Below are 15,832 nucleotides of genomic sequence, written 5' to 3' on the forward strand. Positions count from 1 at the left end.
ATATACGGAAAGTCCACACGGGATGACGCGGTTTTCCGCTTAACTCGGCGCCTCGACAGGCTGCAAAGGGAAGTTAACCGAGTTGCCAGACAGCGCGGTTTCGGCGATGATCATCGCCGGTAGGAAGACGCAGGTAAATTGACCGGGGCGTTCTGTATATTTCGAATAAGTTGTAAGGATTAAAATGCGCAAGAAGGTTACAAAAGCGATTTTCCCCGTTGCAGGCATGGGGACACGCTTTCTGCCCGCCACCAAATCGGTGCCGAAAGAGATTATGACCCTCGTCGACCGGCCCTTGGTTCAATATGCAATCGATGAGGCGCGCGCCGCCGGGATCAAAGAGTTCATCTTCGTGACCTCGCGCGGAAAAGGCGCGCTGGAGGATTACTTCGATCACGCGCCGCAGCTTGAGCAGGAGTTGCGTAAAAAGGGCAAGACCGAGCTTTTGGAGACGCTGCAAAGCACCAATATGGACAGCGGCGCAATCGCCTATATTCGCCAGCACAAGGCGCTGGGCTTGGGCCATGCGGTCTGGTGCGCGCGCCGTTTGATCGGCAATGAGCCCTTTGCCGTTATGCTGCCGGATGACGTGATCGCGGCGGAGAAACCTTGTCTTCAACAGATGGTCGAGGCCTATGAGGAAACCGGCGGCAGCATGGTCGCCGCGATGGAGGTGGAGCCTTCCCGCACATCCTCTTACGGCATTCTCGATACCAGCGAAGAGCGCGGTGATCGTGTGAAGGTCAATGGCATGGTTGAAAAGCCTGCTGTCGACGAAGCACCATCGAACCTCGCGGTGATCGGGCGCTATATTCTGGCGCCGACTGTTTTAAAGAACCTGAACAAGCTGAAATCCGGCTCGGGCGGTGAAATTCAATTGACCGATGCGATCGCCCAAGAGATCGAGCAAGACCGCGATGTCTATGGCTTCCGTTTCCGCGGGCAGCGTTTCGATTGCGGCTCTAAAGCGGGCTTTCTGCAAGCGACCGTGGCCTTCGGCCTCGCCCGTGAAGAATTGCGCGACGATCTTTCGGCCTATCTGCAAAGCATCTCGCAAGTCGACCGCGCGGCGCAGTAAGGGCGAAAAGCGGACCTTTGCAAAAGCCTCAGTCTCCCCCCGCGCGGCTGTTGGACCTGACGCGCAGTTTGCGTCGGGTTGGGCGGGGCGCGACGGGGGTGGATCGGGTCGAACTGGCCTATCTCTCACATCTTTTGACAGAGGACGCGCCGCTTTTTGGAGTAGCGCGCACCGCTTTGGGCTATGTCCTGCTGGACCGCGATGGGATGCGGGGCTTTCAGGATCGGCTTAGGGGGCGCATTCCTTGGGGGCGGGCGGATCTGCTTTCGCGCCTGCCGCGGGGGCGTGCCGTGGCGCTGAGCCGGGCGGAAAGCGACTTGCGGCGTTTGGCGGTCGCGCGCTGCGTTCCGGCCGGGTTGCCCGCGATGCTTGCCCGGCATCTGCCGCCGGGATTTGCCTATCTGAATGTCGGGCACAGCAACCTGACGGATCGGGTTCTGGGTGCCGTGAAACAGGCGCGGGGGCGAAGTGCCGTTCTGATCCATGACGTGATCCCATTGGAATATCCCGCCTACCAACGCCCCGGCTCCGTTGCGCCGTTTCGGGCCAAGATCGACCGGGTGAGCGCGCAGGCCGATCTGGTGATTTACAACTCGCAAGACACGCGGCAGCGCAGCGAGGCGCAGATGCGCGGGCGGGTTCCGCCTGCCGTCGTCGCGCATCTTGGCGTCGATCTGCCCGCGCCCGATGCTGGCGAGCTGCCTGCAGGGCTTCCGCCAGAGCGTCCCTATTTCGTCGTTGTCGGTACGATCGAGCCGCGCAAGAACCACGGGTTTTTGCTGGACCTGTGGCAAAAGATGGGGCCCGATGCGCCGCTTTTGCTGATCTGCGGGGCGCGGGGGTGGAACAACAGCGCGGTTTTCGGCCGGCTCGACCGGCTGCCCGAAAACGGCTCTGCGCAAGAGCTAGCGAACCTTAGCGACACAGGATTGGCGGCCTTGGTGCAGGGGGCGGCGGGGATGCTCTTCCCCAGCCATGCAGAGGGGTTTGGCCTGCCCCCGGCAGAGGCGCTGAGCCTTGGAACGCGTGTTTTATGCAACGATTTGCCGGTCTTGCATGAGGTCTTGGGTGACAAAGCCGTTTACGCGCCCCTGAGCGAACCCTATTCATGGATCAGAACAATCGAAGAATGGGCCGCATCTGTGCCAGACCCGCGCCCTGCGACGACTTTTATCGCGCCAACATGGGCCGAACACTTCAAGACCGTGTTAAAGTCGACGTGATGGCGCGGTAGAGGGGCGGTCAGACGCGATAGGTAAGGGGCGGTTTGGGCTTAATTCAGTCATATCGGTTGCGGCTGCAACGCAAGCGCTGGCGCATCCGCGCCTTCCGCAAGCGGCGCGAGTTGACCTCTGTGGCGAACCGGACGGCGCAGATCAAAGCCGACGATATTCTGCTGTTCTGCACGCAGCGCAACGAAGCGATCCGGCTGCCCTATTTCCTGAAATACTACCGCGAGATGGGCGTCGGGCATTTCTTCTTTGTCGATAATGACAGCGACGATGGCGCGCTCGACTATCTGGCCAAGCAACCCGATGTCTCGGTCTGGAGCGCCAAGGCCAGCTACAAACGCGCCCGCTTTGGGGTGGATTGGCTGAACTGGTTGCAGATGAAATACGCCCATGGCCATTGGGCGCTGACGGTCGATCCGGATGAGTTTTTGGTCTACCCCTTTTGTGACACGCGCCCCCTGCGGGCGCTGACCGATTGGCTTGATGCCTCTTCGATCAAGAGCTTTTCGGCGATGCTGCTGGATATGTATCCCAAGGGGCGGCTTGACGAGGAGCCCTATCAGGCGGGGCAGAACCCGATTGAGATCGCCGCATGGTTCGACAGTGGCAATTACACCATTTCGCGCAATCGGCGGTTTGGGAATCTCTGGATACAGGGCGGTCCACGGGCGCGGGTGTTCTTCCCCGATGCGCCTGCCAAGGCGCCCGCGCTGAACAAGGTGCCGCTGGTCAAATGGGATCGGCGCTATGCCTATGTCAGCTCGACCCATATGCTGCTGCCGCGCGGGCTTAATCAGGTCTATGACGAATGGGGCGGAGAGAAAGCCTCGGGCGTCCTCTTGCACGCCAAATTCCTCGACACCTTCGGGGCCAAGGCGGCGGAGGAGTTGCAGCGTAGCGAGCATTACGCGGCTTCGGTCGAATACAAAGCCTATGCCGAACAGCTGAAAGACGACCCGCAGCTTTGGTGCAAATGGTCGGAACGCTACATCAATTGGCGACAGCTTGAGATCCTGGGCCTCATGTCCAAGGGGAACTGGGCATGAGCGTCGGGATCGTCATGTTGGTGCACAACGCTTTTGACCGGGCCGAGCAGGTCGCGCGGCATTGGGCGGCGGCGGGCTGTCCGGTGGTGATCCATATCGACAAGGCGGTGCCCCGGCGGGCGCATGATGCCTTTGTGGCGGCGCTGTCGGATCTCAAGGATGTCTGCTTTAGCCCGCGCAAGCGCTGCGAATGGGGCACTTGGGGGATCGTTGCCGCCTCTCAGGGGGCGGCGGAGATGATGCTCTCGCGCTTTCCCAAGGTGCGCCATGTCTATCTGGCCTCCGGCTCTTGCCTGCCGCTGCGCCCGGTGCAGGAGTTGATCGACTATCTTGACGACCGTCCCCAGACCGATTTCATCGAAAGCGCCACTACGGCAGATGTGCCTTGGACCGTGGGCGGGCTGGATGCAGAGCGGTTTACCCTGCGCTTCCCTTTTTCATGGCGGCGCAACCGCTATCTGTTCGACCGCGCGGTCGAGGTGCAGCGCCTACTGCGGCTAAAACGCCGGATGCCGCGCGGGATCGTGCCGCATATGGGCTCGCAATGGTGGTGCCTGACCCGGCGCACCCTGTCGGCGATCTTGCAAGACCCCGACCGGCCCACCTATGACAAGTTCTTTCGCCATGTTTGGATCCCGGACGAAAGCTATTTCCAGACCCTTGCACGGCTCTATTCCAGCAAGATCGAAAGCCGGTCGCTGACCCTGTCTAAGTTCGATTTTCAGGGCAAACCGCATATCTTTTACGACGATCACCTCCAGCTTTTGCGCCGCTCTGATTGTTTCGTAGCACGCAAGATTTGGCCCCATGCCGACAGGCTCTATGAGGCCTTCTTGACCGACCCTGCCGGTGCGATGAAAAAGACCGAGCCGAACCCCGGCAAGATCGACCGCATCTTTGCCAAGGCGGTGGAGCGGCGCACCCGGGGCCGTGCGGGGCTTTATATGCAAAGCCGTTTTCCAAACGAGGATTGGGAGAATGGCGTCACTGCCGCGCCCTATTCGATGTTTCAGGGCTTTACCGAGATTTTCGAGGATTTTGAACATTGGCTCAGCCGGGCCAGCGGGGCGCGCGTGCATGGGCATCTCTTTGCCCCCGACCGGGTGCATTTCGCGGGCGGGGAAACCGCGCTGAACGGTGCCTTGTCGGACAACCCGGTGCTGCGCGATCACAACGCCAGTGCGTTCTTGACCAATCTGATTTGGAACACCCGGGGCGAGCGTCAGTGCTTTCAGTTCGGCCCGATGGACAATCAAGACATCAACTGGCGTGTGGCCAAGGACCCGAACGCGCATATTTCGGTCATCACCGGCGCTTGGGCGGTGCCGCTGTTCCGCTCGAACCTTGATTTCGCAGATATCCGCCGTCTGGCCGCCAAGCTGCAGAAGACGGAAAGCACGCATTTGGATGTACTGAATTCGCCCTATACCAAGGCGCGTGTGCGGGTCTGGACCATGGCCGATTTCATCGAAGCGCCGATGGAGCCTTTGCAAGATATCCTTGACGAAATTGGCCGCCCCCGTCTGCGCCGCCTGTCAGAGGCGCCGCGCATGGTTGATCTGAACGGCTTCGGCCAGTTCCTCCAGAACCTCAAGAACCAAGGCATGCACCCTTATTTGGTCGGCGATTTTTCGGTCGCCCAAGGGGGCAGCGCCGATGCCAAACCTTCCCCCAAACCCTATCTGGTGAAATAACCCATGCGCGACAAATTCGACAGTTTCGTGGTCTTCGCCGAGATGCGGACCGGGTCCAACTTCCTAGAGGCGAACCTGAACGCCTTTGCCGGGATCGCCTGTCATGGGGAGGCGTTCAACCCTTTCTTCATGGGCTATCCCAAAAGCGAGCCCATCCTTGGCGTTGATCAGGCCACGCGGGACGAAAACCCCAAAAAGCTGCTGGCGGCGATCCGGGGACAGCAGGATGCTTTGGGCGGCTTCCGCTATTTTCACGACCACGATCCGCGTGTTTTCGATGAGATCGTCGAGGATCAGCGCTGCGCCAAGATCGTGCTCACGCGCAACCCGGTCGAAAGCTATGTCAGTTGGAAGATCGCGCAGGCCACGGGGCAGTGGAAACTGACCGATATGAAGGCGCAGAAGGTGGCGCAGGCCGTCTTCGATGCAGATGAGTTCAGCGCCCATTTGGATGCCCTTCAGCAGTTCCAGATCACGCTGCTGAACCGTTTGCAAACCTCCGGCCAGACGGCATTTTACGTGGCTTACGAAGACCTGCAAAGCGTTGAGGTGATGAACGGGCTTGCACGCTATCTTGGCGTGGATGAGCAGTTGGAGGGGCTGGACAAGAACCTCAAGAAACAGAACCCCAGCCCGATCTCGGCCAAGGTCAGCAACTATGACGAGATGCTGGAGGCGCTGGCGCGGCTCGATCGTTTCGATCTGACCCGCACCCCCAATTTCGAGCCACGGCGCGGGCCGAACGTGCCCTCTTATGTGGCGGCGGCGACCAGCGGCTTGATCTATCTGCCGATTAAATCCGGCCCGCAGGATCAGGTGCTGGACTGGCTCGCCGCCCTCGATGGCGTCCCGCGTGAGGCACTGCGCGAGAAGATGTCGCAAAAAGAGCTGCGGCAGTGGAAACGCAAAATGCGCGGGCATCGCGGCTTTACCGTGCTGCGCCATCCCGCCCTGCGCGCGCATGATGCCTTTTGCCGCCATATCCTGACCACGGGGGAGGGCAGTTACCGCCAGCTGCGCAACACGCTGATGCGCCGCTACAAGGTGCCGCTGCCAAAGGATGGCCCCGACGCCGAATATGATCGAGACGCGCATCGCGCCGCCTTTGTTGCCTTCCTCAAGTTTCTCAAAGGCAATCTGGCCGGGCAAACTTCGATCCGGGTGGATGCTGCATGGTGTTCTCAGGCCCAAGCCATTGCGGGGTTCGGGGCGTTCTGCCTGCCCGACCGCATCCTCCGCGAAGAGGAATTGGCCAGCGAACTCCCCGCTCTGGCTGCGGGGCAGGGCCATGCCACCGTCCCCGCCGTGCCCCAGATGGTGGAACCCGGGCCCTTCACGCTCGGCGATATCTATGACGATGAGATCGAGGCGCTGACGGCGGAGGCCTATCAGAAGGATTATATGACCTTCGGCTTTTCCCGCTGGCGGTGAGGGGCACAGGCTAGATTGACCTTGCCGGTTCTGACGTAAACTGGAACAACAGGGCATCTTGAGCATCCCGCCAAAGGTCGCGCCGTGAGTTTCCTTTCTGTCACCTCTGTTCCCCGGCTGCGGTGGAGTTCGCCCAAAGCCTTCACGCTCAGGCCGCCATTGGCCTCGATGGTGTTTCTGGTGCTGGGACTGGTGATGTTTGGCTTGGGCGAGGCGCTTTTGGTCACCGCGGGCGTCGGCGTCAGCCCTTGGACCGTCTTCGCCGAAGGGGTGACCCGCATCACGGGGTGGAGCCTTGGCTTTGCGACCTTCCTGATCAGCGCCGTGGTTCTTTTGCTCTGGATCCCGCTGATGCAGACGCCCGGTATCGGCACCATTCTGAACGCGGTGATCGTGGCGCTGGTGCTGGAATATGCGCTGCCGATCTTGCCCCACTTCGACAGCTATCTGGCGAATGCCGTGCTGGCGCTGACCGGCGTCTTCGTGACTGGTTTTGGCGGCGCGATCTACCTCGTCGCAAACCTCGGCCCCGGGCCGCGGGACGGGTTGATGACGGGGCTGCAACGGGTCACTGGCAAACCCATCGCGCTGGTGCGTATGAGCATCGAGTTATCGGTCGTCGTGGTCGGCTGGGCCTTGGGCGGCACCCTGGGTCTCGGCACGCTGCTTTTCGCGGTGGGGATCGGCCCGGCCATGGCGATTGGGATGCAGATTCTGCAACTGCGCAGCGTGGCCCGCTAGGCGGCAGCGCGCGGGTTGCGCTAGCTGGCCTGTCTAAAAGGCTGAAATCCGCTTTTTCCTGAAACGACCCCACCGCATACTGCGGTATACCGTCGACCTTCGCCGCCTCTTCCGCTATCAGGGCAGCAAATGCAGCAATTTGGAGCAATCATGTCCGATATCATCTACACCAAAGTTGACGAAGCGCCGGAGCTGGCCTCTGCCTCGCTGTTGCCGATCATCAAAAAGTTCGCCGAAGCCGCTGGTGTGAGCGTCGGCACGAAAGACATCAGCCTTGCAGGCCGCATCCTCGCGACCTTCCCTGAGCACCTGACCGAAGCGCAGCGCCAGTCCGACGATCTGGCCGAACTGGGCCGTCTGGTGAAGACGCCCGAGGCCAATGTCATCAAGCTGCCGAACATCTCTGCCTCCGTGCCGCAGCTGGTCGCCGCGATCAAAGAGCTTCAGGCCCAAGGCTACGCGCTGCCCGACTACCCCGAAGAGCCGAGCACAGACGAAGAAAAAGCCGTGCGCGCCAAATATGACGGCATCAAAGGCTCCGCCGTGAACCCGGTCCTGCGCGAAGGCAACTCCGACCGCCGCGCGGCCAAGGCCGTCAAGAGTTTTGCCCAATCCAACCCGCACCGCATGGGGGACTGGGCCGCCGACAGCAAGACGCATGTTTCGTCCATGTCGGGCGATGATTTCTTCTCTAACGAAGTTTCGGCCACGCTCGACGCCGCGACTGGCGCCAAGATCGTGCTGGAAACCGCGGACGGGGAAAAGGTGCTGAAAGAGGGGCTTGAGTATCCCGCCGGCACCGTGGTCGACGCGACCTTCATGAGCGCGGCCGCGCTGAAGGACTTCCTCAACACCCAGATCGAGAAGACCAAAGAAGACGGCATTCTCTTCTCGCTGCACCTCAAGGCCACGATGATGAAGGTCTCCGACCCGATCCTCTTTGGCCACGCGGTCAAAGCCTACCTTGCGCCGGTGTTCGAAAAGCATGGGCAAAAGCTCAAGGAGCTCGGCGTGAACCCCAACTCCGGTCTCGGCGATCTGCTGGAGCGCGTGAAGGGCGAGAGCGAGATCATGGCCGACATCGACGCCTGCATGAAAGAGCGTCCGCCGATGTATATGGTCGATTCCGACAAGGGGATCACCAACCTGCATGTCTCTTCCGACGTGATCATCGACGCCTCCATGCCCGCGCTCATCCGCGCCGGCGGCAAGGGCTGGGGCCCCGACGGCAAAGAGCATGACGCCAACTGCGTGATCCCCGACAGCTCCTATGCGCCGGTCTATGACGAGGCGATCAACTTCTTCAAAGAGAACGGCAAGCTGGACCCGGCGACCGCAGGCACGGTGCAGAACATCGGCCTGATGGCGCAGAAGGCCGAGGAATACGGCTCCCACCCCACCACCTTTGAGCTGGCCGAGGCGGGCACCGTCAAAATGATCCTCGACGACGGCACCGTGCTGCACCAACATAAGGTTGAGGCCGGTGACATCTGGCGCTCCTCCTCTGCGCGAAAGGCGCCGATCGAGGATTGGGTCAACCTCGCCATCTCGCGTCAAAAGGCTGAACGCTGCCGCGCGATCTTCTGGCTGGACGCAAACCGCGCCCATGACGCTGAGCTGATCTCTTACGTGAAGCCCATCCTCGAGGCCCAAGGCGTTGCCGACAAGTTCGAGATCATGGCCCCCCGCGAAGCCACCCGCGCCTCGCTTGAGACGATCACCAAGGGTGAGAACACCATCGCCATCACCGGCAACGTGCTGCGCGACTATCTGACCGACCTCTTCCCGATCTTGGAACTGGCGACCTCGGCCAAGATGTTGTCCATCGTGAAGCTGATGAACGGCGGCGGGTTGTTCGAGACCGGGGCGGGCGGCTCGGCCCCCAAACACGTGCAGCAGTTGATGGAGCAAAACCACCTGCGGTGGGACAGCCTCGGCGAATTCTGCGCCCTTGGCGAAAGCCTGAAGTTCCTCGCCGATGCCCGCGGCAACGAGAAGGCGCGCGTGTTGGGCGATGCCGTGGAAACCGCGACGCAGGGCATCCTCGATCACGGTCGTTCCCCTTCGCGCAAGGTGGGTGAGCCCGACAACCGCGACAGCCACTATTGGTTCGCGCGCTACTGGGCCGAAGCTGTCGCCGCGCAGAGCGATGATGCGGAGCTCGCCGCAGAGTTCGCGCCCATCGCCAAGGAACTGGCCGCCAAAGAAGCCGACATCCTGTCCGAGCTTGCCGCGGCCCAAGGCACGGCTGTCGATCTGGGCGGCTACTACCACACCGACGCGGAGAAAACCGCCCGTGTGATGCGCCCCTCCGAGACGCTGAACGGCATCATCGGGTAACTCGCCTGATACAAAAAAATCCGCCGCGCCGCTGTTTAAGCGGCGCGGCGGATTATCGTTTTAAGACTTGGCAGCGGGGCAGAGGCTATACGCCCGCCTACACCCCCTGTAGGGGTGCGTATAGCGTTGCACACTTATCACTGATTTCATTGGCAAAAAATAGGACTTGTGACCAATAATTCGGCACGCCCACTTCGCATAATTCTGCACACGAAGCCTATAAGTTTGCACCGCAAGCACCGTACTCTAGGGACGCGACCAATTATGCCTAACATTGCGCTTTCGGTAAAGTATGCTTGCATTTCCTTCGAAGGGAGGCAACTAGTTAGCTGCGGCGCCGCGTCCGTTCATGACTAGTGAGGTTTTGACGTGCCGGTGCGCAGGTTCGCAGGCCATTGACTGTGGTACTGCGGAGCTAGCGCGGCTTAGTCCGCTGCCGCTGTTTTCGCAAAGCTGATCTCCATGCTTGACCAAGGCGGAGGGCATCTGCTGCTGCACGATGAGTAAAGCGACTACTAGTGTAGGCTTTGAGGAACATCCCAAGGGCACCACCCGAAAAACGTGCTGCGGCGTGTTCTTGTATGCTCTCTATTCTTAAGGCGTCACATGCGTCTATAGTGGCCAATAGGCGATTCAACCATCTTAAGTCAAAATCTGGGGCGTCGCTTAACAACAATGAACTGCTTAAGCGTTCGAGTGCCCATCGGGCTACATCGGTAGCCTGTTCCGCAGTTTTTAGTTCCTGCAGGCCAATGCCTTGTACCCGTTGACTTGCTTCAGACCAAGCGCTCAACTTCCAGTCGGAATGAGGTTTGATGAGCTTCGAGACCGTACGCAGTTTTTCCTGATTATCGAGCCAGCAAACACCAAGCTCAATTGGCCAGCTTTCGTCCCCCAAGCTTGAGGCTTCAAAATCGAGGAATATTATCTCGGCCATCTATCCGCTCACCGATTTGTTTCAGTATCAGCCCTCAGTCCTGTCGAAATTTATGCCCGGAACTCCCCGGTCATGATATCTAAAATTGAGGCTCCCAGCATTGGCAAATGGGTCGTTTCCGGTTTCTAAGGCATGCCATCAGCCTCAAGGTGCTACAACTTAAGGCATCATGAGCGAAAAACTCTTGTCCCCAACGGTTCATGTGGATGCGAAGAGGTCTCGAAATTTTCAACGGATGAGCCATGCTTACGGAGCTCATATCCGCTCTTGCCAAACAGCCCAATAGTCCATATCAGTACAACCATGTCATGCAGCGTCCTCATATCATTCAACGATTGATATACCCCTTTTCCGGGGCTTTGCGGGGCTGCGTCCACATTTTCCCATAGCTACAGTGCTGCGAAGCTCCATCTGATTATTTATTTCGGATGGCCTCCATGACAGTTAAAGTTCCCTTTCTCTCCCGAGTCCGTCATTTTGCCGTAGAAAACGACCGCGTCGAAAGCCGCCTTACGGCCCGCCTCGTGCACCTTCGTATGAGGAAGGCCAATCAGCTCGAAATCGAGTTGAGTGCGGAAGATGAAGTGAAGATCAAACGCCGCGCAAAATTCATTCGCGACCTCCGCAAGGACTACGTTTCGCTGCGCACCTTTAGGAACGAGGACCGCACCCCTCTAAAGAACGTATCGAAGGGCGTAACCTTAAAAGGCCCTGTGACTGAGGATGAAGTAGACGTCCTAGGAGCGGCCCTTCACGACGAAATGCCCTGGATGCAGCCGGTAACGGAAAAGATCTGGTTTGATATGCGCAGGCACGTTCAATCTGGCGGGGTAGGGATCAAGTTCTCGCCAACCCTGATGGTCGGCCCGCCGGGGATCGGAAAATCCCATCTTGCTCGGCGTTTGGGCGAACTCAGCCAAACGCCTTCCGTGGTTATTGACGTATCAGCCACCACGGAAGGCTTCAGCGTGGTGGGCAGCCAGCGCACTTGGGGCAGTTCCACCCCCGGCCGACCGGTACAGACTATCCTAGAGAAGGGCGTCGGGAACCCCATCGTGGTTATCGATGAGATTTGCAAGGTAGGCATTGTCACGTCAACCAGTGGGGCCAGAACGTCAGTCTTAGACGCTCTCTTGGGCCTGTTGGAGCCCGTTAGTGCTCGGAACTGGGATTGCCCCTACTACCAGACCAGCTTCGACATGAGTCCTGTCAATTGGATCCTGACGGCAAACTTTAAAGACAGGATCCCCGAAGCTCTACGGTCTCGCATGCGCGTCGTGCCGGTTGCAGCTCTGACGACAGCTCACCTCGTTTATTTTGCGAAGAAAATGGTCCGTAAGCGTGGCTTGCCCGATGAAGTCGTCGAAGATGTGCTGCGGTTGCTTTCTGCGTATCCGGAAATGCACCCGAAGAGGAACTTGCGCACGGTCACGAAGCATCTCGATGAGATCGAAGTCTTGTCCAAAAACCCCCATTTTGATGTAAGAGGATACGCCCAATGGCAAACTGGTACACCGCCGATCTTCACCTCAATCACGCGAACATCATTCGACATTGTTCTCGACCTTTTGCTTCCGCAGAGGAAATGGACAGGGAGATCCTGCACCGAATGCAGTGCGTGGAAGAGGACGATGACCTCTGGATCCTCGGGGATTTCGCCTTTGCAAGGAATGCTGACAGTAAGCGCTATGTCGCAGAGCTTTTTGAAGCCATTCCCGGAAGAAAGCACCTTGTCCGAGGAAACCACGACCACAAAAGTACCCTTAACCTTCCATGGTCATCCGTTGGGGATCTGGTAGAGATCAAAGACCAGGAGCAGGTTTTGGTCTTGTGTCATTATCCTTTAATCACTTGGAACAAAGCTAGATACGGATCCCTGCATCTATTCGGGCACGTTCATGATGAGTTCGCGGGATATCGCGGCGCCCTGAACGTCGGAGTGGATTGCTTTGACTTCAGACCATTAAGACTTTGCGACATTCTCTCTCGGGCTCAGCAGTTTGCATCCCACCAATCAATCTCGATTGATGGGAATAGCCGTCCAGATTGTTAGTATATCAATTGGACACACTGGAAGAAATTACTCGCCAAACAGCACAGCGCTGATCAGATATTCCTATTTGCCCGACGTCAGCGTTTTCGGGAGATGTCGCCTTTTTCATTGAGTTGGCAGCCGTACAGGATTCACGACATGAATCCCTTATGAATTAGAGAAACATTGTAATATCGACCGTACAGTAAAACTCGGACGATGTGCCTCAATTTACACGCGGTGGTTGATCCGAAACCAAAACGCAATACTCTTTTTCTAAGGAAATGTGGGTGAGTCTTGCAGTGTGAGGCCTATATGACACGGTCCGTAAATGTTTTGATGGTGCGTTGAGCAGCTCCTCCTCTGATTGTATCAATGTTGAGTCAAAATAGGAGGCTAAGAGTTTGACTACAGTAGATAACTTTGAGGCGGGTGGTCAGGATAGGACGAAGCTTACCATCAGCTATATTTTATATTTGGTTGGATTTGTATTTCCCCTCGCCGCCTTGGCTGGCTTAGTTCTTGCTTACATGCAGAATCCCAGTGGGCATCGCCAGTTTATCATCCGCACATTTTGGATGGGTCTCTTGATGACCTTCGTAGGCGGCATCCTAACATTCTTCCTGATCGGCTGGTTTGTCTTACTATTCTGGGCGATCTGGAATCTAGTTCGCATCTTCAGCGGTTGGGGAATCCTAGGCGACGCTAAAGATATCTCCAATCCGAAGACTTGGGGCTTAATGGCGAAATAGCTAAGTCTCTTCTCAGCTTAGCTGTGAGACGGATTTAGGGGTGCGTGTGAAATCGCGCGTACCCCTATAGTATATTCAAAATTTTAGTACTTCTACACGCCGGCGCTATCGCGAAGGCAATCTGTGTTCTAATTAGCCGTGCAAATTTTTGAGATTCCGGCCCCAAGAGAAGAGGCCTGCTTCTTACATAGCGGCACACGGGTCGCGCGTTCGATACCTTAGAGGATCTTCTCGCCAAGACTCTTGCGGGTTCTTGGTGTCTGCCCCATCTTCGAAAGGCTTCTAACGCTGGGCTTTGGGTGCATCCGTGCGGCTCGCTTTAATCCGTTATAATTGAAGGGTTAATTTAGATATTTTCGCTACATAAGGTGGCGATAGGGCAGTTTGTGCATTGCTTGTACCGACGCCCTAAAGGACGATGAGAAGCAATTTCGTTCACTAAAGAAGAACTGTTTGGATATTCAGTATGTTTACAATAATCATTTACTTCACCCGCCGCTTCTCTTTTGTAGCCGGTGTAGCCTCACTCCTTTTGGTTCCATGCAGCGCGGCGTATTCGCAGTCGTTTGCAGATCGGCTAAGGTCGAAAGCGTTGGACGTAGCGCAGTCGGGCGATTTAAATTTTTCAACCCTTAGTGAAAAGCAAAAACTGAAAGTTTTTGATGCTCTTCTATTAGGGAAAGAATATGGTATTTGGGCAAGGGAGCGAGAGAAAGAGGGTTATCGTTTCGCTCACGAACAGGCCGCCTATGATTGGGGTTACGAAGTGGGCGACCCCAAAACAGTGAGGTTAGTTCGTCTATACTGGGAAGGTCTTCAGCTTGGAGTTTTTGCAATTGGCGATTTTCAAGAGCGCATATCATCAAAGAGTGCTGGTTGGCGTAGCGTGGAAGCTGCCGTAGGTGGGAATGGACAGGAATACGATGTCAATGACGACTATTTAGATGACTTATTTAGCGATGTGCAGATCGCAGTAGATGGTGCCGAAGCAGCTCAGCGGGGAGACGAGGACGGATTTAATGATTACAAAGCAAGGTTTTGAGAATAGTGTTCGGTGTTCGGTGTTCGGTGTTCTTAGTCGCCCCGTCCGGCGGAATGAAAAGAATTGGAGAGGGGCCTCTATTATGGTTCTAATACTCAAATTCATAACCGAGAAGGGCGGTCCTTCGGATGCCTTCTGATATTGGGTAGAATTCCGTCTGGGCCTGCACAAGGCTACGAATGGCAAAAGCAAGTCCGATCCCCGCTTTCTCCGCAGTGTCCTGCTCAAGCTTGGTGAACAACAACGATTGAGAGACGCCGTTGGTTGTTGTGGCGGCCGGCACCACCCAGAGCCCTATGACCGCGGTGGCAAAACCTGCCAGGATCGGGGTTGCCAATATCTTCTGTCGGACAGCAGCAAGTGAGCCAAACCAGACCGTTTTGAACGTATGCACAAGAGCGCCAATGGTCGAGAATATGAAGGCAATCAAAGGCACATAGGCGGCCCGTATGGCATCCAGTCCAAGCACTTCGTTCTCACCGCCAGCGGCAAAGGTCTCAACCGGGGCCAAGAGCTTACTCACCTCAGTCGCAACAAGATCGCGCATCCATGGCGCGTACATCTGATCTCTGAATTGCTCAAAGCTCCAGTTGGCGCGCAGCGGGTACTCACCTATAATCTCCATGGATTTGCGCCAGTCGGCCTGCACCCTGGGGTGTTGAGTGAACTCTTCAAAGGTCAGGTCCGACGGAAGGTGGTAGCCGAATTCAGTATACATTTTGTTCTCATAGAGATCATCATGATAGCTCAAGACCTTATTCTCAACGGCCTTGTAGAAGCCCGCCTTGTCGCGGGGATCCCAGTCATAAGGCAGGGAAAGACCCTTTTGCGATAACTTCCTGCGGACGCGCTTATAGTACACCTTCGGAAGGGTGTCTGGCGTGTACCGGCCAAGGGAGTTGCGGTATTCACGGTAGGCTTTTGCCTGCTCACCCGGAACGGCCTGCACGAGCTTATCGAAGGGTTCTGCAAGTTTAAGATAGCCGTTGAACGCCTCTTTGATCCTGGCCTCACTGACCAGATAGGCATCATTGAACAGTCCCTCAGGGCCGCCAATCTTGCTGTCAGCAAGGCGACGGATCACCTCAGCCAATTCGTTCTCCGTCTTATCTTCCAGATTGTCGGTGGACAGAGCGAGGGCTGGAAGGATTGCCAGGAATGTCTTGCCTTCAGGGCTGGACAGATCGACCTCTTCCATTGAGAGACCATCGAGAGCCACTTCCTCGGAATGTACGGCATCCGTCAGGGTTACAAGCGTTGCGGCCGCGCGGCGCTGGGCAGGGTTTGAGGTGGCCGTGATCCCCTGAAGGATGCCCTCCTGGATCCAGTAGCTCGCGGCACAGCATATTATGAGAGTGACCGACAGCCGGAAGCCTGTTGAAAACTGGCCCCGATACTTTTTCACGCTCTTTTTCAGAATTTTTGGCCAGAATGTTGATTGTCACTGAGAACTGACCCGGTATTTTCACCGAGATTTGACCCACCCTCAGTTATGCGTCGTGGTTTA

The 15,832-nt window shown here is 57.3% G+C and carries 12 protein-coding genes and 1 pseudogene; 11 read left to right on the plus strand and 2 right to left on the minus strand.

Annotated features, from left to right (window positions below):
* Positions 1 to 184 precede the first annotated feature (184 nt).
* From galU to ACGYLA_RS18590, 7 genes are all read left to right on the plus strand, one after another.
* Positions 185 to 1,078, plus strand: a complete 894-nt coding sequence (gene galU, locus ACGYLA_RS18560; protein WP_209216861.1) for a UTP--glucose-1-phosphate uridylyltransferase GalU — start codon at positions 185 to 187, stop codon at positions 1,076 to 1,078.
* A gap of 17 nt (positions 1,079 to 1,095) precedes the next feature.
* Positions 1,096 to 2,301 carry a glycosyltransferase family 4 protein gene (locus tag ACGYLA_RS18565; RefSeq protein WP_394434441.1) on the plus strand — a complete coding sequence of 402 codons (1,206 nt, stop codon included), beginning with the start codon at positions 1,096 to 1,098 and terminating at the stop codon, positions 2,299 to 2,301.
* Positions 2,302 to 2,345: 44 nt separating this feature from the next.
* On the plus strand, positions 2,346 to 3,356 hold the full coding sequence (locus ACGYLA_RS18570; RefSeq protein WP_394434443.1) for a glycosyltransferase family 2 protein: 1,011 nt from the start codon (positions 2,346 to 2,348) through the stop codon (positions 3,354 to 3,356).
* On the plus strand, positions 3,353 to 5,050 hold the full coding sequence (locus ACGYLA_RS18575) for a beta-1,6-N-acetylglucosaminyltransferase (RefSeq protein WP_394434445.1): 1,698 nt from the start codon (positions 3,353 to 3,355) through the stop codon (positions 5,048 to 5,050). Before ACGYLA_RS18570 ends, ACGYLA_RS18575 begins: the two co-directional genes overlap by 4 nt.
* A gap of 3 nt (positions 5,051 to 5,053) precedes the next feature.
* Positions 5,054 to 6,481, plus strand: coding sequence for a nodulation protein NodH (locus tag ACGYLA_RS18580; protein WP_394434447.1), 1,428 nt, complete (start codon positions 5,054 to 5,056; stop codon positions 6,479 to 6,481).
* A gap of 84 nt (positions 6,482 to 6,565) precedes the next feature.
* A complete protein-coding gene (locus ACGYLA_RS18585) occupies positions 6,566 to 7,222 on the plus strand; it encodes a YitT family protein (RefSeq protein WP_394434449.1) in 657 nt (218 codons plus the stop codon).
* Positions 7,223 to 7,372: 150 nt separating this feature from the next.
* Entirely contained in the window at positions 7,373 to 9,562 is a 2,190-nt protein-coding gene (locus tag ACGYLA_RS18590) for an NADP-dependent isocitrate dehydrogenase (protein WP_394434451.1), read from the plus strand.
* Between the two features lie 415 nt (positions 9,563 to 9,977).
* Here the strand turns inward: ACGYLA_RS18590 and ACGYLA_RS18595 are convergent, their stop codons facing one another.
* Positions 9,978 to 10,499 (minus strand): hypothetical protein, encoded by a 522-nt coding sequence (locus ACGYLA_RS18595; protein WP_394434453.1) that lies wholly within the window; start codon positions 10,497 to 10,499, stop codon positions 9,978 to 9,980.
* Positions 10,500 to 11,356: 857 nt separating this feature from the next.
* On the opposite strand from ACGYLA_RS18595, the pseudogene ACGYLA_RS18600 reads away from it, so the two are divergent.
* The 4 genes and pseudogenes from ACGYLA_RS18600 to ACGYLA_RS18615 all read left to right on the plus strand — a co-directional run.
* Positions 11,357 to 11,764: pseudogene (locus ACGYLA_RS18600) on the plus strand (AAA family ATPase); the annotation flags it as partial.
* A 233-nt stretch (positions 11,765 to 11,997) separates the two neighbouring features.
* On the plus strand, positions 11,998 to 12,552 hold the full coding sequence (locus ACGYLA_RS18605) for a metallophosphoesterase (RefSeq protein ID WP_394434455.1): 555 nt from the start codon (positions 11,998 to 12,000) through the stop codon (positions 12,550 to 12,552).
* Positions 12,553 to 12,935: 383 nt separating this feature from the next.
* On the plus strand, positions 12,936 to 13,283 hold the full coding sequence (locus ACGYLA_RS18610) for a DUF4870 family protein (RefSeq protein ID WP_394434457.1): 348 nt from the start codon (positions 12,936 to 12,938) through the stop codon (positions 13,281 to 13,283).
* A gap of 466 nt (positions 13,284 to 13,749) precedes the next feature.
* Positions 13,750 to 14,325, plus strand: a complete 576-nt coding sequence (locus ACGYLA_RS18615) for a hypothetical protein (RefSeq protein WP_394434459.1) — start codon at positions 13,750 to 13,752, stop codon at positions 14,323 to 14,325.
* 88 nt (positions 14,326 to 14,413) lie between these two features.
* On the opposite strand, the gene ACGYLA_RS18620 is transcribed toward ACGYLA_RS18615, so the two are convergent.
* Positions 14,414 to 15,730: a hypothetical protein gene (locus ACGYLA_RS18620; RefSeq protein ID WP_394434461.1), complete on the minus strand. Its 1,317-nt coding sequence runs from the start codon at positions 15,728 to 15,730 to the stop codon at positions 14,414 to 14,416.
* Positions 15,731 to 15,832: the final 102 nt, after the last annotated feature.

Origin of the sequence: Sulfitobacter sp. 1A13679, assembly GCF_043557115.1 — a bacterium.
Classification (GTDB): domain Bacteria; phylum Pseudomonadota; class Alphaproteobacteria; order Rhodobacterales; family Rhodobacteraceae; genus Sulfitobacter; species Sulfitobacter faviae.